This window comes from Agaribacterium sp. ZY112, assembly GCF_041346925.1.
Lineage (GTDB): Bacteria > Pseudomonadota > Gammaproteobacteria > Pseudomonadales > Cellvibrionaceae > Agaribacterium.
Genome location: NZ_CP166840.1, coordinates 147,461 through 168,422, shown reverse-complemented (window position 1 = coordinate 168,422; position 20,962 = coordinate 147,461). Strand labels below are relative to the sequence as shown.

The 20,962-nt window shown below is 44.9% G+C and carries 18 protein-coding genes; 12 read left to right on the top strand and 6 right to left on the bottom strand.

Annotated features, from left to right (window positions below; translation table 11 throughout):
* Positions 1-42: 42 nt before the first annotated feature.
* Both AB1S55_RS00785 and epmB read right to left on the bottom strand, forming a co-directional pair.
* Positions 43-1,725 carry a hypothetical protein gene (locus AB1S55_RS00785; protein WP_370979869.1) on the bottom strand — a complete coding sequence of 561 codons (1,683 nt, stop codon included), beginning with the start codon at positions 1,723-1,725 and terminating at the stop codon, positions 43-45.
* Positions 1,726-1,811: 86 nt separating this feature from the next.
* The gene (epmB, locus tag AB1S55_RS00780) at positions 1,812-2,813 is read right to left on the bottom strand and encodes an EF-P beta-lysylation protein EpmB (protein ID WP_370979868.1); all 1,002 of its coding nucleotides are present in this window, start codon (positions 2,811-2,813) and stop codon (positions 1,812-1,814) included.
* Positions 2,814-3,090: 277 nt separating this feature from the next.
* On the opposite strand from epmB, the gene pepF reads away from it, so the two are divergent.
* The 5 genes from pepF to AB1S55_RS00755 all read left to right on the top strand — a co-directional run bounded on the left by pepF (position 3,091) and on the right by AB1S55_RS00755 (position 11,092).
* Positions 3,091-4,989: an oligoendopeptidase F gene (gene pepF, locus AB1S55_RS00775; protein ID WP_370979867.1), complete on the top strand. Its 1,899-nt coding sequence runs from the start codon at positions 3,091-3,093 to the stop codon at positions 4,987-4,989.
* Positions 4,990-5,082: 93 nt separating this feature from the next.
* A complete protein-coding gene (gene efp / locus AB1S55_RS00770; protein ID WP_370979866.1) occupies positions 5,083-5,649 on the top strand; it encodes an elongation factor P in 567 nt (188 codons plus the stop codon).
* Between the two features lie 154 nt (positions 5,650-5,803).
* Positions 5,804-7,465 carry a substrate-binding domain-containing protein gene (locus AB1S55_RS00765; RefSeq protein ID WP_370979865.1) on the top strand — a complete coding sequence of 554 codons (1,662 nt, stop codon included), beginning with the start codon at positions 5,804-5,806 and terminating at the stop codon, positions 7,463-7,465.
* Positions 7,466-7,475: 10 nt separating this feature from the next.
* Positions 7,476-9,398 (top strand): hypothetical protein, encoded by a 1,923-nt coding sequence (locus tag AB1S55_RS00760; protein WP_370979864.1) that lies wholly within the window; start codon positions 7,476-7,478, stop codon positions 9,396-9,398.
* A gap of 158 nt (positions 9,399-9,556) precedes the next feature.
* Positions 9,557-11,092 carry an HD domain-containing phosphohydrolase gene (locus AB1S55_RS00755; RefSeq protein WP_370979863.1) on the top strand — a complete coding sequence of 512 codons (1,536 nt, stop codon included), beginning with the start codon at positions 9,557-9,559 and terminating at the stop codon, positions 11,090-11,092.
* A 26-nt stretch (positions 11,093-11,118) separates the two neighbouring features.
* Here the strand turns inward: AB1S55_RS00755 and AB1S55_RS00750 are convergent, their stop codons facing one another.
* Complete coding sequence (locus AB1S55_RS00750) at positions 11,119-11,505, bottom strand: tautomerase family protein (RefSeq protein WP_370979862.1); 387 nt, start codon at positions 11,503-11,505, stop codon at positions 11,119-11,121.
* A 92-nt stretch (positions 11,506-11,597) separates the two neighbouring features.
* On the opposite strand from AB1S55_RS00750, the gene epmA reads away from it, so the two are divergent.
* Entirely contained in the window at positions 11,598-12,530 is a 933-nt protein-coding gene (gene epmA / locus AB1S55_RS00745; protein ID WP_370979861.1) for an EF-P lysine aminoacylase EpmA, read from the top strand.
* A 32-nt stretch (positions 12,531-12,562) separates the two neighbouring features.
* On the opposite strand, the gene cysE is transcribed toward epmA, so the two are convergent.
* Positions 12,563-13,378: a serine O-acetyltransferase gene (gene cysE / locus AB1S55_RS00740; RefSeq protein WP_370979860.1), complete on the bottom strand. Its 816-nt coding sequence runs from the start codon at positions 13,376-13,378 to the stop codon at positions 12,563-12,565.
* Positions 13,379-13,451: 73 nt separating this feature from the next.
* Between cysE and AB1S55_RS00735 the strand changes: the two genes are divergently transcribed.
* Positions 13,452-13,847 carry an MmcQ/YjbR family DNA-binding protein gene (locus AB1S55_RS00735; RefSeq protein WP_370979859.1) on the top strand — a complete coding sequence of 132 codons (396 nt, stop codon included), beginning with the start codon at positions 13,452-13,454 and terminating at the stop codon, positions 13,845-13,847.
* Between the two features lie 120 nt (positions 13,848-13,967).
* Positions 13,968-14,858: a protease HtpX gene (htpX, locus tag AB1S55_RS00730; protein WP_370979858.1), complete on the top strand. Its 891-nt coding sequence runs from the start codon at positions 13,968-13,970 to the stop codon at positions 14,856-14,858.
* Positions 14,859-15,008: 150 nt separating this feature from the next.
* On the opposite strand, the gene AB1S55_RS00725 is transcribed toward htpX, so the two are convergent.
* Positions 15,009-15,218: a hypothetical protein gene (locus tag AB1S55_RS00725; RefSeq protein WP_370979857.1), complete on the bottom strand. Its 210-nt coding sequence runs from the start codon at positions 15,216-15,218 to the stop codon at positions 15,009-15,011.
* A 376-nt stretch (positions 15,219-15,594) separates the two neighbouring features.
* Positions 15,595-16,389, bottom strand: coding sequence for a ComF family protein (locus AB1S55_RS00720; protein WP_370979856.1), 795 nt, complete (start codon positions 16,387-16,389; stop codon positions 15,595-15,597).
* 96 nt (positions 16,390-16,485) lie between these two features.
* Here AB1S55_RS00720 and bioB point away from each other — a divergent pair, with 96 nt between their 5' ends.
* Genes bioB through bioD form a run of 4 tightly spaced genes read left to right on the top strand, consistent with a single transcriptional unit; the run spans position 16,486 to position 20,922 of the window.
* A complete protein-coding gene (gene bioB, locus AB1S55_RS00715; RefSeq protein WP_370979855.1) occupies positions 16,486-17,517 on the top strand; it encodes a biotin synthase BioB in 1,032 nt (343 codons plus the stop codon).
* Between the two features lie 3 nt (positions 17,518-17,520).
* Positions 17,521-18,720, top strand: a complete 1,200-nt coding sequence (gene bioF / locus AB1S55_RS00710) for an 8-amino-7-oxononanoate synthase (RefSeq protein WP_370979854.1) — start codon at positions 17,521-17,523, stop codon at positions 18,718-18,720.
* A complete protein-coding gene (gene bioC / locus AB1S55_RS00705) occupies positions 18,713-20,248 on the top strand; it encodes a malonyl-ACP O-methyltransferase BioC (RefSeq protein WP_370979853.1) in 1,536 nt (511 codons plus the stop codon). Before bioF ends, bioC begins: the two co-directional genes overlap by 8 nt.
* Before the next feature lie 2 nt (positions 20,249-20,250).
* Positions 20,251-20,922, top strand: a complete 672-nt coding sequence (gene bioD, locus AB1S55_RS00700) for a dethiobiotin synthase (RefSeq protein ID WP_370979852.1) — start codon at positions 20,251-20,253, stop codon at positions 20,920-20,922.
* The last annotated feature ends 40 nt before the right edge of the window (positions 20,923-20,962 follow it).

Here is a 20,962-nt window from a genome sequence, read left to right as displayed (position 1 = left end):
TTGTTAAGCTCTAATTCTTATTTCCGTTTTAGGCTAAAGCCTTTACCACTGGGCTTTTTTGCTTGGCGCCGGCTTTTGGTTTACGCTTTTTTCTAAAACTTGGAAGCTAAATTGTTGGACTGTGCTTGTTGAAAATAAGCAAACATCTAATTTTGCTAGTGTTGTGTGTTCTTTATCTAGCATTTTTATCCTGTCGCCGGCTTGAAACGGAGCGCTGGCTGTCAATATCGTATTGCTTTGTTGATTACTAAGTGGTGTTGCTGGAAGAAACAAGGCCCGCATAAAATCAGAATAACCGCCCATGTCGTAAGTCTGAGCAAGTCCACAGGGCTCTATCTTCTCGCTGAGTATCTGTATGCCTAGCAAGCTGCTATGGCGACGTTGTCTAATCCATCGAACTACACCAACTTGCCATAGACGCTTGTTAAGTTCTTTTAAACCGATCACGTCTCCAGCCTGAAGTTTTAACATTGACTCGCCTTTCCACTCTAAACAGTAACCACCTTGGCTAATGTTAGATATGTTGAGTCGAAATAGAGGTCGTTCTGAATGTTTAGTTTCAGTTGTAAAGGCATCGCCAGGGGTGAAGCTCATCGCTTTGCTGTCGAGCTCACTTTCACTGTGGTTGCTGTTTATAAAATCTTCAAAACTTTGATTGTTATTAGCGAAATAAAGGCAGTCACTTAAACCTATGCAAATATCGGCACTCATTTGCGTTTGGCGTCGATCGTGGCGGCGCTGTACTACGCCGCCCCAGCAATTAAGTAAATGCTTAAGCAGTGCCGAGCTTACAGTGGGGCTGATACTTAAACCGCCTGCTTCTTGTTTCTCTTCACCGTCTTGTTCTTGTTTGGCTATTTGATTGGTGATGCTGCGTAGATCTAACTCTAACAACAGTTGTTCTTGCTCAGCTTCGTTGGCCCGGCTTTTATAGTGAGGCCCAGCATCTGCCTCTAGGTTTAAATATAAAAAACACTCGGAGTTGTCGCTAAGGTCGAGTTGAAAGCGTGCTTGCTTGGCCCAGTCGCAAAAGTCATCGTAAAGCGCGCTGATATCGTTTTGAGTAATTTGATCCGGATGGGCTGAGGCGAGTAGCACACTGCGCAGATAATTATTTTGTATGCTGCTGAGCTTGGTTTTGTTTTGAATATTGTCGTTAACGCGGTGGTCGAGTAATTCAAAGGCATCTGCGCAGCGAAATAAACGGTGCATCGTTAACCAAATCCCTTTGGGGGCTGGCGTATAGAGTTGCAGGCCGCGCATGATAATCAGGCCTAAGCCGGTGATCGCGCGGTGGAGGCAGGTGGCGAGTAGTTCTCGTTCCTTTTCTTTGAGCTTACGTGCTTGGCTTAGCTCTTTTACGGCTAAACAATAGCCATCGACCATGTGCTTTTGCAGGCTCTGTGCGATGACAACGCTGCGTTGAGCTTCTTCGCTGAGTGGCATAGCTTGATTTAAGAACGCTTTACCTAAGCCCGTGATTGTATGCTGAACGTAGGGTCTTAAGCATTCTAGCATTTCAACGCGCGTACTAGTTGTGCAGCGTAATTGATTGATTTCGGGTAGGGCCGCATAGAGTAGTGCGCTGGTTTTTTCTACCTGCGAGGGGCGCAGTAGACTTGCCCAGTCGGCTACGCGCTGGGCTTTATAGCTGGAGCAAAAACTTAGCTTTTTAATGCTCTGTTCGGGCAGTGTTATCTGGCTTAAAAGATCTAAGGGCTGCACCAAAACGGATCCTGTTGTTGTGCGTCAATAAAAGTCTATCGGTCAGTGTACCCAGTATAGCCGTGTAATATAAAACACTGCATCTGTTATAAAGGGGTTTTAGCTATTTGGCCAGCCTCTTCTTTGACCAGTTTGGGTAGAAGATAGCCTGAAAGTTTGCGTCGCATCTCTTGATAGATGACATGGGCGTCATTGCTGTGAACAGTGAAATGAGCTGCGCCATTAACTTTATCTAATATATGTAAATAGTACGGTAAGACCTTGTTTTTAAACAAGCTGTGACTTAATGCAATTTGTGTTTCTGGGCAATCATTCACGCCGCGTAAGAGCACAGCCTGATTGAGCAGGGTGATATTGGCACTGTGCAGGTAATCCAGCCCTTGCTTAACGCATTCATCCAGCTCTTGGGCATGATTGCAGTGAATAACCATAATAGCTTGTAGGCGTGTATGACTTAAAGCCTTTGCCAGTGCTTTTGTAATGCGAGAACTGAGCACAATGGGAATGCGGGTATGCCAGCGCACTCGCTGTATATGCGAAATGGCTGCAAGTTGTGATAAGCGAGTACGAATATGTTCATCGGTCATTAGCAGGGGGTCACCACCGCTAAAAATAAACTCATCAATCTCTGGGTGTTTGTGCAAGTAGTCGAGAATGTCTAGCCACTGTTGCTGTCCACAACGATTTTCCTCGTAGGCAAAGCTGCGTCGAAAACAATAGCGGCAGTTGATTGCACAGCTTGAGGTCGCGATATGTAAAACCCGATTTTTATATTTGTGCACTAAACCAGGCAGTACATTGAATTGCTGCTCTTCTAAAGGGTCGTCACTAAATCCTATTTCACGTTTCAGTTCTTCGTTAAGAGGCAGTATTTGCCGTAATAGTGGGTCATTAACTTGGCCCTTTTTTACTCTAGCCAAAAAGCTTGGGCTTACTCGCAGAGGGAAGAGCTGACAGGCTTGTTGAGCTGCGGCTAATAAATTGGGGTCGAGTTCTAAGCGCTGAATGAGCTCTTTTGGATCGCTAATTAAGTTCTTTAACTCTTCTTGCCAAGTGATGACGTTTTTTAGAGGGATGGCGCTTTGCAAAGGGTATTCTCGCTTGAGATTAGTGAGCTTGCTGTCAAAGGTTGTTGCTTAGTGCTTGATGGATGGGGGATTCTAGCCGGAGTTAGTCAACTCTTCACCTCTTGCTGTACCTGAAGCCCAAAAACTGCTGTACTAAGGCACTTTAGTTCTAGTCTAGCTCTACTCTTGGGCCCAGTTGGCTGCTCTTTTGTCAGTCTTAGTAGTTATCTACTGGGGGTGGGCAAAACAGTATAGGGCCTAGTGGAAGAACGTCGTGACTCAGTTAAGGAGGAAATCAATGGTGAAATTTACGAAGCTTGTGTTTATCACTAGCTGTTTATTGACCGTAGCTTGCAGCTCTAGTCAAGATAAGGTCAGCACGGATATACAGGCGACCAGTGTTGATCAGCGTTACCTTTGGAATCTTACGGAGCTATATTCAAGTTCTGAAGCGTGGCAACAGGCTTATAGCAAGGCTCAGGCTGATATCGAAGCCTTAAAGCAATACAAAGGAAGCTTGAAAAATGGCAGCAATGCCATGCTCACCGCTAACCAAGCAATGAGCTCAGCTTATAAAGAAGCTGTTCGCCTACTTGTTTACGCAACGCTTAAGGCTGATGAAGACACTCGTATTGCTGCCAATGATGAGCGCCGACAATTAGCTCGCATGCTTATGACCGAGCTAAGTGCGGCTACTAGCTGGTATAGCCCTGAATTACTAGCCTTAGGTGAGAGCAAGGTGAAGGCTTATCTTAGTGAGGAGTCTAAGCTTGAGCCCTTCCGTATGAGTTCATTGAATACCTTGAGGCAAGCGCCGCATATACGTAGCACTGAGGTTGAGCAGGTGCTGGCCCAAACAGGAAAAATGTCTGCCGCCCCACAAGGAATTTATAGCACTCTGGCGAATGCCGACATGCCCTGGCCTGAAGTCGAATTACCCAGTGGTGATTTAAAAGTATTAAGCCAGGCTGGTTACGGCTCTTTGCGTAGCAATCAAAGTCGTGAGCTTAGAGCAGAGGTCTTTAACGAGTTTTGGTCGACCTGGATGGGCTTTGAGGCCACCATCGGGGCAACCTTAAACAGCCATTTGCAGGGGCTGGCTTTTACTACGCAGGTGCGCGATTACGATAGCTCCGTACAGCGCGCATTGTTTGGCGATAATATGCCTGAAGCTGTTTATTACACTCTTGTTGAAGAGGTGAACGCAGCCTTGCCAACCTTGTATCGATATTTTGAGTTGCGCAAACGTATGCTTGGTATCGAAGGTGACATGCACTATTACGACATTTACCCACCGCTGGTTAGTTTAGATAAAGAGTTTGATATTGAGACCTCCATCGATTTGACTCGGGAAGCTCTGCGGCCACTTGGGGCTGAGTACTTGCAAGCCTATGACATGGGTATCGAAGGTCGCTGGATGCATGTTTATCCTCAGCCGGGTAAGCGCAGTGGGGCTTATATGTTTGGCGCTGCTTATGATGTGCACCCCTATGTTCTGCTTAACCACAATGATGACTACGACAGCGCCTCGACCTTTGCTCATGAATACGGCCATGCAGTACACAGCGTCTTAAGCAATGAGAGCCAGCCTTGGGAGATGGCGGATTATTCGACCTTTATTGCCGAAACAGCCTCCATTATGAACGAGATGCTCTTGCAAGACTTAATGGTGAATAAGGCGCAAACAGCCGAAGAGAAGCTGTTTTATTTAGGTAATGGTTTAGAAAGCTTACGTGGCACTTTTTTCCGCCAAACGATGTTTGCTGAGTTTGAGCTTAAAGTGAACGAAGAAGTGGCCGCAGGTAAGGCGTTAACGGGGGAGCGCTTTAGTGAAATCTATTTGGACTTGCTCAAGCGTTATCACGGCCACGACCAAGGCGTGATCAAGATCGATGACCTTTATGCAATCGAGTGGGCTTATATCCCTCACTTCTACTACGACTTCTATGTCTTTCAATATGCGACCTCTATTGCTGCAGCGGCAGCCTTAGCCGATAAAATTGGTGAAGGTGATGAGCAAACCCGCGATGCTTTTATTACTATGTTGAAGGCCGGAGGCAGCGATTACCCCTATGAGTTAATGAAAGCGACGGGTATGGATATGGCCAAGGCTGAGCCTTATCGCGCCTTAGTTCAACGCATGAATACGATCATGGATGAGATGGAAGCTATCCTCGATCAACAAGCTAAGCCTTAGTTAGCTGTGATCAAGCGGCTAGCTGTTGTATCATGCCGCTTTTTTTATGGGCGATCTAAGCATCGCCCCTCATGTATTTAGAAAGAGGTCCTCATGGCTTACTCTACCAATGAATTTAAAAATGGCTTAAAAGTCATGCTCGATGGCGACCCTTGCGCCATTCTTGATTGCGAATATGTAAAGCCGGGTAAAGGCCAAGCTTTTGCTCGCGTGCGTTTAAAAAACCTTAAAACCGAACGTGTTTGGGATCGTACTTTCCGCTCGGGTGAAAACTTAGAAGCTGCCGACGTGATGGATAGAGATATGGAATACCTCTACAGCGATGGCGAGTTTTGGCACTTTATGGAGCCAGATAGCTTTGAACAGTATCAAGCTGATAGCACCGCTGTAGGCGAAAACTACAAGTGGTTGCGTGAGCAAGATAAATGTATCGTTACTTTGTACAACGGCGCCCCCCTTTCTGTACTTCCCCCTAATCATGTCGAGTTAGAAGTCACAGAAACAGACCCCGGTCTAAAAGGTGATACCGCGCAAGGAGGTACCAAACCTGCGACTCTAAGCACGGGTGCGGTAGTAAAAGTGCCTTTGTTTATCTGTGAAGGCGAAGTGGTGCGTGTTGATACTCGCACAGGTGAATATCTAGGCCGCGCTGCTAAATAAGCCAAACTTAGAATTCTTTCTCAAGGCCCTGCCAATTGACATTGGTGGGGCTTTTTAATACCCGTCTGTTAGGCGCCTTGTTTCTTATGCCTGAGCACTTATAGCGGCTTGTACTATGCTTCAAAAATAGTGAGTCATATTTGGGCCGTAACTCATGTCGGGAGTTAAAACTATTGGGGTTTATACCCCTCATCTTCAGGGATTTTTCTTTGGTGAGTTAGTTAGTCAGTTACAGCAGTACAGCCTGATAAAAGGCTATCGTTTTACGGTGATTAAAACTGATGGCTTTGCTAACTACCACTCTGCCCTACATACAGAGCATATCGATTATGTCGTGATTTTACGCAACGCTGTGCACCCTGATTTTGCCAAATACTTGCTTGATGAGGGCAAACAGGTTGTTTCAATTGCTTATGACTACTTCCCGCTAAATATACCCGTCGTCAGTAGTGATAACGCTTTGGGGGTGGAGCAGGCCTTTAATTATCTCTTGCAAAAAGGCCATAGGAAAATGGCCTTTGTTGGAGACTTATCACAATACGATGTACGCAATCGCTACGAAGCTTTTTGTGATCAGCATGGAATAAATGACTTTGAGTTGGATGAAAATCATATTTTCTCTGTGCCTAATACCTTGGTCTCAGGCGGTGCGAGTGCTGCTGAGGCCTTTATAGCAAAGCGCTGTGATGCAACAGGGGTGATATGTGCTTCCAGCCTAACTAGTATTGGCTTTAGAAGACAGCTTAAACATCTGCACCCGTGCCCTGATGATATTGATGTTGCAGGCTTTGAAGCCATTTCTCTTGTGCCTATTGCTCACCCTGAAATAGCGATGGTTGATTTAAATTTACATCTATTTGCTTACAGTGCGCTTGGCGTATTAGAGCGTTTAAATCAAGGCAGTACGGTAGAACATCATCACTTAATAGAGCCCAAACTGATTAGCCCCTGCTCTGAATTTATGCAGGCTGACCAAGCGTTTTTAGCTACGAGCACGGAGCTTGCCGAGCTGCATAACGCAAACTATATGAAAAGCGTATTGAGTAATCTCGATGAGTGGCCAAAAGAGATCGTAAAAAGTGAGCTTGATGATCTGATGATGCTAGCGCCAATGTTTGAGAAACAAATGCAGTTGGCGTGTTTAGGTCGTTTTACTTTAAACCAAGAGGGAGGCGGCTTTGTTAAAGTAAGTAAAGTAATGACGTCTTTTGCGGTTCGCAGTGTGGATGAAGGCGATGCATCCATGAAGTCTAAAGTGGAGGCTTACCCTCCTTACAATGTCTTTGGGAATAATGAAGAGTGTGATACCTGTGTGCATATTCCCATCATGCTTAAGTCTCGATTATGGCAGGTGTTGAGCGTTTATGGTTGCAGTAAGTTAGGAGAGGGAAGCAGTAGTTTTTCGGCTTTTTGTAATTATATGGAGGCCATCGCATCGCAGTTGGCTATGTGTTCATGCATAGAGCACAAAAATGAAACGCACGAAAAAGCAGAGCCTGTCGATGATAGGCCAGTAGGTCATATAACGTGGCAGCTTGATAGTAATGAAAGCCAGTGGGATACCAATGCTTTAGCAATGTTAGGGTTGTGTTCGGCGCTCGAGCAGAGTGTTTATCAAAATATGGATTTAACGGACAGGATTCATGCCGATGATGATGCAGTATTGCGAGCTGCTATTGTTGCGGTTAAAGACGAAGCTTTTGATTTACGAGTACGCCTTATGCATAAAAATAAAAGCTACGTTCCTTTACAAATTCAGGGCGCCTATGATGAAAGCTATGACAGTGTCGCCCTTCAGCTTCGAGCTCTAGGTTAGCTTTAAGCTTATGTACGAGGCCAGTAACATACAATTATTGTACGGCCTGCTTTTACTGTTAATCATCAGTGTGATGATTAATTTGTATTTTTTTAGTAACCGCCTTTCTGCATCATCCATTAAAAAACGTTTTAAAAAAACACTTCCTTTAGAGATTAAGAAGTATTTATCTAGCCAAGAGGAGGCCAGCAAAGACTTTAGTCGGCACTTACAGCGTAAGCACCTTAATAAAAAGGCAATGCGCCTTAGGCAGGCTTATTTGTGCATTGAGTCAAAAGCAGTTGATCAAGGTATTGATAGCTTAGAGTACTGGAACCTGATCAATGCCAAGTTATTGTTACTTTTGGATGTTCTTGTGCCAGCTAAGGCAAAGGTTTGTGCAAAGCAAATTAGGGAGAAAATTACAAAGATTAAGGAGCTAGTATCAAAGTCTGGTAAGTCTAAGTTCGCAAATAAAGCCATAGAAAGCTTGTCAAATTTCGAGCAAGCTTGCTTAGATGATGCAAGTGATGAAGTAAAGCTTCTTTCTCACTCTAAAAAAGTCGATGCCCTGTTAGAGAAGTTAGAAAACGCAATGCAGAGGCGAATTGAGAATAGCTCTGATATTCATAAATCCTACTCTATTACTAGCCATAAAATGCTGAAGCAGCTAAGAGGGGCGATTGAGGAAGGTGAAAAGAAAGTTGATGAGATAGAGGAGCATGGTGCTCCTCCTATTGATGTGTCTAGTTTGCAAGAAAATAACAAAAAGATGCGAGATGCCGTTAATAAGTGCCGGCATCAAGTTTATAAGATACAAGAAAACAATGAAAAGGTTGATGCGGGTGTCATTAGTTATAGTGATGATGGTTCAGAACAGTCATCTCAAGATGACTTATATGATCTTTCTGAGCAAATCCAAAAGGAAAGTGAAAAAGAGATTGATCGCCTTAAAGGTGTAGTGCGTGACCAGCATAATGTCATTCTTGAGTTAGAAGAGAGTTTAGGTAGTGTGCAATCTGAAGTGGCTCCGGGGGAGGTTGAGTTATTTGATAGTAACACAAAGCCAACAAATGAAGGCCTAGGGGGATTAAAAGCAAGCCTTAAAGATGCCGAGAATTGTATCTCGACCCTAGAGAAGGAATTATTAACTCTACGTAAGAAGTTAAGTAAACAAAAAGAGTTAAGTAATGAAGAGGTCTTAGCTGAACCGCTATCTGAAAATTCATTAAAAACGCTTGAGCAAAGTGTCAGTGTTTTAGAAAAAGAAGTGGCTGGTCATAAGCAAGCTGAAGAACGAAGCTCTTTAATGATGACTTATGTTATGGAGTGTTTAGATGCCGGTTCTATAGAAGATGTCTCTTTATCGATTTATCAAATATTAGCAGATCTTGGTTGGAAGGTTGGGCTTATTGTGAAAGGGGATGGTCGCAGCCTAGAAATAGACCCTGAGTCGTGCCTCAATAATAAAGAAAAAACCTTAATTAAAAATATGCAGATTGATGAGATAGATTCAAGCCATGCTAAAAATGTAATTAAGTTTAGGCACGTCAATATAGCCGGTAAGTTACAAGAGTCAAATGATGGCGGTGCCGATGCTAAAGAGGTTCTTCGTCTGATTAAAGCTTCCGATAAAATATTAGAAAAAATGAAAAGTGGTCAAGGGCTTAAAAAAGAGAAAAAACGTGTTGAAGAGGGTGCCAATCTTGTTAAGCGCTTAGCACATGAAGTAGATACTTCGATTGAAAAAATGTGTACTAGAACTGAACAAGAACTCACCAGTAGCTTTGGTCAAATACAAGATCTTGCTCGAGCAAAAGGCTTAAGTGCTAGTCAAATTGCTTCTTTTAAAAGTCTTGAACAGCAGGCGATTTCTGTTGTAAAGGCTGAAAACACAGAACGCCTGAAAGTGAAAAAGAAATTTCTTGGGGTATTAAATAAGTTGGAATCTTAAGCGTTTCCATTATGTGGGCCTATTGTATAACCATGCTTTTAAGGTGGTTATTTGCTCTGCTAGTTAAGCTATGCTGTTAAGAGGTATTAGGCTTTCTGTGGTCGTTACTGTTAAGGAACTATCTATGAAGCCTAAAGAACAAATAAGGAACTATACGAGTGACTGTTATTCAAGCCTTAAGGGCCGACGACCACCCAGCATGGCCTATATTAATTGTTGATGACGATGAGCAGGTTCATGCCTCTACGCGCTTTTCTCTTAGAGCTTTTCATTATGAGGGCGGTGCTCTTGAATTCGTTTCAAGCTATTCATGTGCTGAAGCTAAAGAGCTTCTCTCTAAGCGGCATGATTTTGCTGTAGCGCTTGTTGATGTACAGATGGAAACTAAAACAGCGGGACTTGAATTAGTCGAGTGGATAAGAGACGAGCTTGGCGAAGAGCAGATGCGTATTGTTTTACGTACAGGCCAGCCGGGCGAATATGATCAACTCTCTATTGTCGAAGAGTTTGATATCAACGATTATAGAGAAAAAAGCAGCTTGACTAATAAAGGCTTGCACACGCTTATACACTCGTCCCTTAAAACTTATTGTGATTTAGAGTTTATTAACTCTGGACGCAAAGGTTTAAAAGAAATTGTATCGTCTTTAAGTGAAGATATGAGTTATCGCTCGCTTAAGCATTTGTCTCATGGGGTACTTGAACAACTCGCTGCATTATTACATACAGAGTCATGTCTTTTTTACAGTGAAGCTATTGTTCGAAGGGCAGATTATTCTGAATTAGATGGTTATGTTGTTGCTAGCACTGGAGATTATAAAAACCTACAAGATCAGCCCTTTTCTTCCTTATATGATGCGTTATCAACCCCGAAGGATGTATTGGATTCGGTTTTAAAACAGGGGTTAAAGAGTGTTAGAGATAATGTGTTTTTAGGAGGTTATATAACCCCGGGAGGACATAGAAGTTTAATGGTGATAAATACGCCAAAAGAGCATAAGTTAAACCCTGTTAATATTGCACTTATTGATATATATGGTTCTCATGTGAGTATGGCTTTTGAGAATATTGCTTACCGAGATGAGGTTAACCGCTCTCAAGTCGAAATGCTTTTTCGGCTTGGTGATGTTATCGATTCTTGCTCTAAAGATACGGGTAGTCATGTACGAAGGATGGCACTGTCGTGTCGAGCCATTGGAGAAGCAATGGGTTTTGACGCAGCGAATCTTGAACTACTCTATAAAGCCTCTGCCTTACATGATGTGGGTAAAGTCGGTATTCCGGTTGAAATATTAAACAGAGATGGGCCTTTGCTAGATGATGAGTGGGCCTTGGTAAAGCAGCACACAACTTGGGGGGCAGAAATTTTTGCTTCTTCTAACTCGGAGCTATTTCGCTTGGCGGCCAGCATTGCTTTAAATCACCATGAAAATTGGGATGGTTCTGGTTATCCTCAAGGCATCAAGGGTAAAGCGATTCCTCTTGTAGGGCGTATTGCGGCTGTTGCTGATGTGTGGGACGCACTTGTTAATAAACGCTGTTATAAAGATGACTGGGCTTACGAAGATGTGTTTGATTTTCTACTGGAAAATAAAGGAACTAAATTCGACCCAGAGATTGTCGATGTGGCTCTATCTATAAAAGATGAGCTAATTACTATTCAAATGGATGACTTTGTGCAAGCCGATACTTAGGTGTTGGTTTGCACTTGCTATTTTGGTTAGACCTTAACTTTGTACTTTAAATCTTTTACTTCATCTCCGCACATGCCTCTAAAACCCCACTGGTAAGCTTCTTGCTCTTTAATTGTTATTTCTATATCGATCGGGCTAATGTGTAGCTCTTGTTCAATTTTGCTAAACAGGGTTTTGATAAGTTGCTTTTGTGTTTCAATTTTTCTCCCAGCCATCATGTTAATTTCTATCACCGTGTAGGCGTCACTGCGGCCACCTGGATAATAAAAATCTTCTTTTGACATTGGAATAAAACGATGGGCGCGCTTATCTTCGGGCAATCCCAGCACTTGAGTCATGCATTGTTGAATGGTGTCCGATAACTTGGTTTTTATCGGGTTTAACTGTTCTTTAATTCCATATATAAGAATCATAAGTGCTCTACTTAAGTTGGCTTAAATGTGCTTGCTTAGCTGATTTTTATGGCGTTTCGGTTTAGCATGGCGGCAACTTAAAGAGGTGAACTATGTCCATATTATGGCAGCCACGGGCAAGCTTGAGTGTGCTTAAAAAACGTGCTCGGATCATACAGACAATCCGGTGTTTTTTTCAAGATCTCGATGTGTTGGAGGTCGATGTTCCTGTATGGGCTGAACACAGCGTTAGTGACCCTTGGTTGGATGCACTTTCTGTTGAGTGCGGTGAGCAGACTTTGTGGCTGCAGACATCGCCAGAATATTATATGAAGCGCTTGTTGGCGGCAGGTTCAGGTTGCATTTATTCGCTCGCAAAAGCCTTTCGAGCCGATGAAAAAGGGCGTTTACATGAGCCGGAATTTACCATGTTAGAGTGGTATCGATGCGGTTTGGATGATAGACAGCTTATTGATGAACTTATTCGCTTAATTAACATTTTGGCTCCTGACTTAGAGTTTCAAAAAAGCAGCTATGCCGATTTGTTTCAGTCGCTGTTTCAAATTGATGTGCACAGTGCGACAGCTGAAGAGCTTGAGTTATTAGCAAAGTCGCATTTAGACATCGATTGGCAGGATGATAAGAGCGGTTGGTTAGACTTGATTTTTAGTCACTTGGTTGAGCCTCGCTTACTTAAGGGGCTTCATGTTGTTTACGATTACCCTGAGTGCCAGGCTGCACTTGCGCGAACGGCCGTAAACAGTAAAGGGCAAACGGTAGCACGCCGTTTTGAATGTTTTATTAATGGGGTGGAGCTTGCTAATGGCTATTGGGAGTTAAGTGATGTGAAGGAGCAGCGTCGCCGTTTTGAGCAGGATAATCTTAAGCGTCACTCTCTAGCTAAGCCTCAGCAGGAAGCGGATCCTTATTTGTTGGCGGCTTTAGATCATGGTTTACCCGATTGTGCTGGGGTTGCTTTAGGGATCGACCGTTTAGTGATGGCGCTGCTTGAATTAGATTCTATTGCTGAGCAGCGCACTTTTTAGCGCTCATGTATAGGCGTTTACTTGATAACAGCTTAATCGCAGTCGCAATTAATATCGTGATTCATATACAGGGCGGGGGCATTACTGCGTGGTACTCCTACTGCTTTTGCGGGTACACCAACAACAGTGGTATGCGCTTCAACAGGGTCTAGTACAACAGAGCCTGCTCCAATCTTAGCGCCTTCCCCAATCTCAATATTGCCGAGAATTTTAACTCCGGCGCTAACTAGTACCCCTCGGCGAATTTTAGGATGCCTATCACCTCCGGTTTTACCGGTTCCGCCAAGTGTCACGTTCTGCATAATAGATACATCATCATCAACCACACAGGTTTCGCCAATAACAATTCCTGTTGCATGGTCAAGCATAATGCCTTTGCCAATTTGTGCGGCAGGGTGGATATCAACAGAAAAGACCATGCTTATATGGCTTTGTAAAAAATGAGCCAGAGAGGTACGGCCACCTAACCACAAGCAGTGAGCTACGCGGTAAGCTTGCAAGGCATGGAAGCCTTTAAAGTATAAAAAGGGAATGCTAAAGCTTTCACATGCGGAGTCTCTATCGTGAATGGCTTTTATGTCCGCCCTTACCGCGTCACTGATACCGCAGTCTCGCTTCATAGCATCTTCGATAATTTCACGAATTTGTAAGGCGCTAATGGCAGGATTAGCCAGCTTATTTGCTAAGTGATAGCTAAGCGCCGATTCTAGGGTGTCGTGATTCAAAATGGTTGCGTGGAGAAAGCTAGCCAAGGCGGGTTCTTGTTCGGCTTGTTCATGGGTTTCGTCACGAATTCGCTGCCAAACAGGGTCTTTATGTTTTTTGGTGGTTGTTGTTTGTACCGACATGGCTTTCTCTCTTTAGGGCAGAGGGTATTATTGGGGGTAAATTGAGATTTTTAAAGGCGCAGGAGGCTAAGTTATGTCAGTAGAAGACTATCAGCAGCAATGTAAGGCTTATGTTGCCGCTAAACAGGAAGCTAAAGCGAGTTTTCCTTTTGGCCCTGAGGCCGAGGTCTTTAAAATTCGAGGCAAGATGTTTGCGCTATGGATGGAGGATTACCAAGGCTGTGTTGCGGTGAATTTAAAGTGTGACCCCGAACAAGCTCCTGCACTAAGAGATGTCTTTGAGGCAGTGAGTGCGGGCTATCACATGAATAAAAAACATTGGAATACAGTAAGGTTGGATGGCTCTTTACCTTTGGCGGAGTTTGTACGACAGCTGGACCACAGTTTTGCCTTGGTTGCGAAGGGCCTGCCAAAAAAAGAGCGTGAAGCACTGCAGAGCTTATACGGGCCCGAGTTACTACGATGTTGAAAGTAAGGGCTTGTGAGCCTGCAATTACAGTCCGTTAGGGAACGCCTTATAGTGTGCCAAGGCTTGAAATTAGACTAAGCGCCATCATATCTAGGCTAAGCGTAAACTCTGGAGGAAATAGTGAAACGCATTGGATTATTTTTAGCGACTAACTTTGCCATTTTAATCGTCGCGAGTATCACCTTAAATTTATTGGGTGTTGGCTCGTACTTAGATGAAAGTGGTACAGGTTTGAATTTACAAGCCCTGTTGATTTTTTGTGCGGTCTTTGGTTTTAGTGGGGCCCTAGTTTCACTGTTTATGTCGAAGTGGATTGCTAAGCGCAGCGCCGGTGTACAGATTATTACTGAGCCCAAAACACCTGAAGAGCGTTGGCTCGTTGAGACCGTACGTGATTTAAGTCAGAAAGCGGGTATTGGTATGCCGGAGGTGGGTATTTTCCCTGCTCAACAGAGTAATGCCTTTGCAACAGGTGCTAGCCGCAATAATGCCTTGGTAGCGGTCAGTGCAGGTTTAATGCATCGCTTTGATAGAAGTGAGGTGCGCGCAGTGCTCGGCCATGAGATTGGTCATGTAGCTAACGGCGATATGATTACTCTGACCCTTATTCAAGGAGTCATTAATACGTTTGTGATGTTTTTTGCTCGTATTATTGGCCATACCGTTGATCGAGTGATTCTAAAAAATGAGCGAGGTCACGGCATAGGTTATTATGTTGCAACGATTGCATCTGAAATTGTCTTGGCGTTTTTGGCGAATATGATTGTGGCGTGGTTTTCTCGCAAACGCGAGTTTAAGGCTGATATTGCCGGTGCAACGTTGGCCGATAGAGCTTCGATGATATCTGCATTACGTCGTTTGCAAGAAGAGAGTAATGCTCATGTGCCAAATCAAATGCCGGATACCATGCGTGCCTTTGGTATTAGTTCGGGTTTTGTGCAAGGTTTTGCAAAGTATTTTGCAACTCACCCGCCGCTAGAACAGCGTATAGCCGCTTTGCAAACATCTTAAGATAAGGCGAGTTTAGCTCGCCTTTTTTACTTTTGATTAGCTGTTAATCGGCCTCTGTATTTTAATTCTGAGCCTTTAAATAGATGAGGCGAAAAAATCAAAAGCCCCGATAGGGGCTCCGAGTATTGAAGTGCTCGACTCGATTTTGTGCTAATGCCATTTATGCTTGCGTTTAAGTCGGCTAAATACAACAAGGCCTGTGACAATGGCTAGAACCATTAAACCATGAGTTAGATCACTAGCGGCGCTGTGTTCTATTTCCGCTTCAATAGGTTGTGCAGCTAAGGCGTGGCTAAAGCTACTTAAAGCAAGGCTAAGCGTGATTATTACTGTGGTTGGAATCCTTTGCATTTTGTACATGATTTCCCTCCGGTAGCACTGGGTAAGTGTTTGGGTTTGAGTGGGTTTTTTGGTTAAAAATCCAGTTAAAACAATAGCCTGTATATATGTTAAAGGCTTAATCAAGCAGTTTGATTGCTGCTGATTGTCTTCACATTCAAGAGTATTTTGAAGGTATTTTCCATCGTAAATTCAGAATAAATAGATTGGAACTTAGGGTCTTTTAAGTACAAATTTGTATAGGCTTTTTCTTGCTTAGTTAAGGGTTTTTATGCGGCTCGTATTTATCAACGAGAGTATGAGTGTTGACGAGTAAGCATGGGCTTACTTCAATGTTTTAGTGCTGAAGTAGAGCGTGTTTTTTGAGTAATCTTATTTTGTTCTTAAAAATATTTGTTTATGTTTGATGCTGATCTCGGGCCTGTTTAAGCTGGCGATTGGGTTTTGGTGTTCTTGCCAAGGCCCAAATTTCTACGCGAGCCGCGCCAGCTCGTTTTAGCTGACGGCTTAGTTGATTGGCTGTTGCCGCCGTCGTGATAAGGTCATCGACGATAGCAACATTTAACCCCCGAATGTCGCGCTTTTTAAGTGTAAATGGCTCTGCCGCATGAATTTGCCGTTGCTCTCGGTTCAGTAATTTCTGTTCGTTAAAGTCTAATTTGTGTTCAAACAGGCAACAGATCTGTAGTGGTATTTCTAGGTGTCGATTAAGTTGCTTGCTTATAAAAGCGGCTTGATTAAAGCCGCGTTTTAAACGCTTTAGCCAGTGTTGGGGCGTGGGACACATAAGGTCGATTTGTTGATGCTTAGCTTTTTGTTGCGCCGCTTGTTTTAGTCGTTGTGCCAATTCTTGGCTTAGCCAGCAACCAAGGCGTAACTGCCCTTTATCTTTAAAGTGATGAATGAGTTGCTTGAGCTCGGCTTCATAGTCAAAAGCACAATAGGCTTGGTCAAAGTTGTGTTGGCCCTGCTGGCACTCAGGGCAAAATGAGGCTTCTGAGTTTAAACGGAGATCACAGCCTAGGCAGGCCTTTGTCGGGCGTGAAAGCTTAAGGCTGCAGTTCAAGCAGAGCGCTTCGGGGCTAAGGCTATGACACAGCAGACAGTGGTTGGGCAGCAGGTAGTGCTGTAGCTCATGTTGTAAGTAGTGCAGCAGGCTGGAAGCCCTGCTTTGACTCTCATTTTTAGACATGCTGTAAACCTGAAGCTCCATTTCGGGTTGACAGGGCGCAAGCACCCTCTTAATGTTCGCAGCTTTAATTCTAGCCCCAAATTCTTGGAGAACATCATGCAAGCTGAGCTTGGCACCGTACGCAGTGACTGGACCCGCAAGGAAGTTGAAGCCTTATTTGCCCTGCCATTTAACGATTTGGTCTTTGAAGCCCAGCGAGTGCACCGCATACACTTCAAAGCTAACGAGGTCCAGGTGTCTACCTTGTGCTCGATTAAAACCGGAGCTTGCCCAGAAGATTGCGCCTATTGCCCACAAAGTGCGCGCTACAACACAGGCTTAGAGAAAGAAAAACTGATGGCTGTTGCGAAAGTGATCGAAGAGGCGAAAGAAGCCAAAGCAGCAGGTGCTACTCGTTTTTGTATGGGTGCTGCATGGCGTAGCCCCCGAGCACGCGACATGGAAATTGTCACCGAGATGGTTAAAGAGGTAAAAGAGCTAGGCTTAGAAACCTGTATGACCTTAGGCATGCTAGATGAAAGTCAGGCTCAAAACTTAGCTGATGCCGGTTTGGATTATTACAACCACAATTTGGACACATCACCTGAATATTATTGTGACATTATCACCACTCGCACTTATCAAGACCGCCTCGATACGTTGGCAAATGTACGCAGTGCCGGTATGAATGTCTGTTCTGGTGGCATTGTTGGTATGGGCGAAGAAGAAAGCGATCGCATTGGTTTAATGCTGCAGCTGGCTAATATGGAGCAGCAACCGGAAAGCGTACCGATCAATCAGCTTGTTCGTGTTGAAGGCACGCCCTTAGCGGAGCAAGAAGAATTAGACCCATTTGATTTTATTCGTTGTATTGCGGTGGCTCGTTTGATGATGCCTAAATCCCATGTGCGTTTAAGTGCGGGCCGTGAACAAATGAATGATCAAACTCAAGCTTGGGCCTTTATGGCTGGGGCAAACTCTATTTTTTATGGTGAGAAGTTACTGACAACTACGAACCCAGAAGAGAATAAAGATATGGCCCTGTTTAAGCGTTTAGGCATTGAGCCTGAAAAATCCCGTGTGCGCGAAGAGCCAAAAGCTGTGCCTGTACCTAAGCTTAATGAGCAGTTTTACGAAGCGGCCAACTAATCTATGCCTATGGACGAGGTGCTCGCCTCAGCACTGATGCAGCGGCAGGAGCAGGGGCGCTTGCGCCGTCGCCGCAATGTAGAGTCAGAGCAGGCGGTTGAGCTGCAGGTAAACGGGCAGCCACTGATTAACTTCAGCAGTAATGATTATTTGGGTTTGGCCGAGAATGAAGAGTTGCGCCTAGCTCTTGCGGAAGCTGCGGGGCGCTGGGGTTTGGGCTCTGGTGCCTCCCACCTTGTTTGTGGACACAGCCAAGAGCACCACTTATTGGAGCAAGAACTTGCTGATTTTGTCGGGCGAGAAAAAGCTCTGCTATTTTCCACAGGTTATATGGCCAACATGGGCTGTGTGCAGGCCTTAGTGGGCCGCGATGACGCTGTATTTGAAGACAAGCTCAATCACGCCTCTTTGCTTGATGGCGCCTTATTGAGCCGGGCTAAGCGTCAGCGCTATGCGCATTTAAATTACGAACAGCTCAATCATCGTCTTAGCAAGTCAGAAGCGAAAAGAAAGTTGGTACTTACTGACTCTGTGTTTAGCATGGATGGCGATATAGCCGAGCTTAACTTGCTCAGCCGCTGTGCCAAAGAACACGATGCTTGGCTCATGGTCGACGATGCTCACGGCTTTGCTGTTCTTGGTCAGCAAGGTCAGGGCTGTACAGAACACTTCAAATTAGATACTCAGCAAGTTCCTATTTACATGGCGACCTTAGGCAAAGCCCTAGGTGGTTTTGGTGCTTTTGTTGCCGGATCTGAGGCGCTGATAGATTATCTGTGCCAATTCGCTCGCCCCTATATTTATACCACCGCCTTACCTCCAGCGCTTGCGGCTGCTAACCGTGTGGCTTTGCGCTTAGTGAAAGAGCAGGGCTGGCGACGTGAAAAACTGAATAACAACATTGCTTATTTTAAGCAGCAAAGCGCTGTTGCTGGTTTGGTTTTAATGCCTTCCGATACGGCGATTCAACCCCTGCTCATTGGCGAAGATAAACAGTTAATGGCTCTGGCTGCGCAGATAGAGAAGCGAGGTTTTCTAGTGGGCGCTATACGTCCGCCAACCGTTCCTGAGGGCACCGCACGTTTACGCATTACCTTGAGTGCCGCGCACAGCTTGCAGCATATTGATGCTCTTGTTGCTGCCATTGTAGAGGGGCGCTCTGAAGTCCAAGCGTCTTATGTGAAGGAGTTTGGGCTTGGCTAAAGCAATCTTATATTTTCTTCCAGGCTGGGGGGCTGACGAGCGCTGCTGGGCTGAGTTAGTTAATGAACTCGGCACTGATTTTGATTGTCGCTATTTAGATCTTCCTTGCGAGCTCGCTGAGCCTGAGCTTATGCTCGAAGCATGGTTGCAACGTACGGTTTCTAATATAGAACCCTGTGAGGCACTTATTGGCTGGTCTTTAGGTGGCATGCTTGCTGTTAAGCTTGTTGAGCGTTTAAGTGAGCAGGGTGATGATCGTGTTAAGCGTGTGATCATGCTGGCTGCGAACGCCAGTTTTGTAGCTAAGCCTGACTGGCCTCTGGCGATGAGCGAAGCGGTATTTTCGGCGTTCTATCAAGGTTTACAGTCTAATCCAGCAAAAACGGCTAAGCGCTTTTCGGCCTTGCAAGCTCAGGGTGGGAGTGAGATAAGGAAAGTGAGTGCTAACTTGAGCTCAATTTCTTGCATTAACAGTGATCAGCAAGAGCGCGCATTAGCTCAATTAACACTTCTTGCTAGCCTTGATATCCGCACGGCTTTAAGCGCCATTAAGCGGCCAGTTTTAGCGCTATTTGCAGAGGGGGATGCACTTGTGCCGATGGCGCTGCAGTCGCTCTTTAAACGACACTGGCCTGGCATACGCAGCCGCTGCCTTTTAAATACAGGTCATGCACTGCAGTTAATCCAAGCAGAGCAAGTCGCTGAAGAGGTAAAAGACTTCCTCGCTTCTAGTGATAGCGCTCAAGTGCGTAGTAAGAAACGGGTGGAAAAAAGCTTTGCAAACGCCTCTTTGACCTACGATAACTATGCCCACTTTCAGCGTGATGTGGCTACTCGGATGCTCAAGTGGGCGCCAGAGCTCTCTACACCGCTGCTGGATCTTGGTTGTGGCACCGCTTATGTGCTTGAGCAAGTGCAAGCATCTCATGATTTAAAGGGCAGTGTGGGCTTAGACCTAGCGCTGCCAATGCTGCAGCATGCCAAAGAGAAACCCGCGTTTACAGACCTTGATGGCCCTTATTGGGTGCAAGGTGACATCGAGTCTTTAAGTTTTGCAGATAAGAGTTTTGCGAGCCTGAGCTCTAGCTTGGCCGTGCAATGGTGTGACGATATTAAGCATTGCATGAGCGAAGCTTGGCGTGTGTTGAATGATGGTGGCCTCTTTTTACTGAGTACACTCGGACCAGATACTTTAAAGGAGCTTAGGTTGGCATGGCAAAGTGCTGACCCTGAGCATGTGCATGTTAACCAATTTCTCGATGCTGATACGGTGATCAATGCTGCGACTGAGGTAGGTTTTGGGCTGGAATTATTTGCACAAGAATGGAAGGTCTTGCGCTATCAGGATCTCGGCCAACTAATGGCAGAGCTTAAGGGCATTGGTGCCCACAATGTTAATCAGGCAGGCAGCTCTGCTTTAACGGGTAAGTGTCGCATCAAAGCGCTTTATCAGGCTTATGAAGAACAGCGTGAAAGTGAAGGCTTACCTGCCACTTATGAAGTGTACTTCTTGTTGTTTAAGAAATGAGTATGAATGCATTTTTTGTTGCCGGTACTGATACTGATGTGGGTAAAACCTATGTAAGCGCTCTGTTACTTAAATCGGCGGCTCAAGCAGGTTTGAGTTCTTTGGGTTTGAAGCCTATTGCGGCAGGTGCAGAACTGGTAGGCGATCAGCTTCAAAATGACGATGCCGAGCAGCTTATGAGCGCATCTTCTATTGAGTTGCCTTATGCTGCCGTGAACCCAGTGTGTTTAGCGGAAGCGATGGCGCCACATCTAGCTGCAAAGCGCGCTGGCGTTGAGCTAAAGTGCGATGAGCTGCTTGAGCAAGTACGGCAAAGCCTTCATCTGGCTGAGGCTGATTTAAGTTTGGTTGAAGGCGCTGGAGGCTGGCGAGTACCACTTGTGCCTGGTTTTGATATGGCGGACTTGGCTAGGGCTTTAGACCTGCCTGTTATTCTGGTTGTGGGTATGCGTTTAGGCTGCTTAAACCACGCACAACTGAGCGCTGAAGCGATCCTTAAAGATGGCTTGAGCTTAGCGGGTTGGATTGCCAACGAGCTTGATACACCTATGCACTGTCTGGATGAAAATATCGAGACATTAGCTGAGTTGATGCCGGCACCCATGCTCGCTAGAGTCAGTAGTGGCGCGCTGTCGCTGGATATAAGTAAAGTGTTAAAGAAGTTAAAGTCTTAGTGATAAACAGTCTTAAAAGGTTGGCATTAAAGACCGTTTC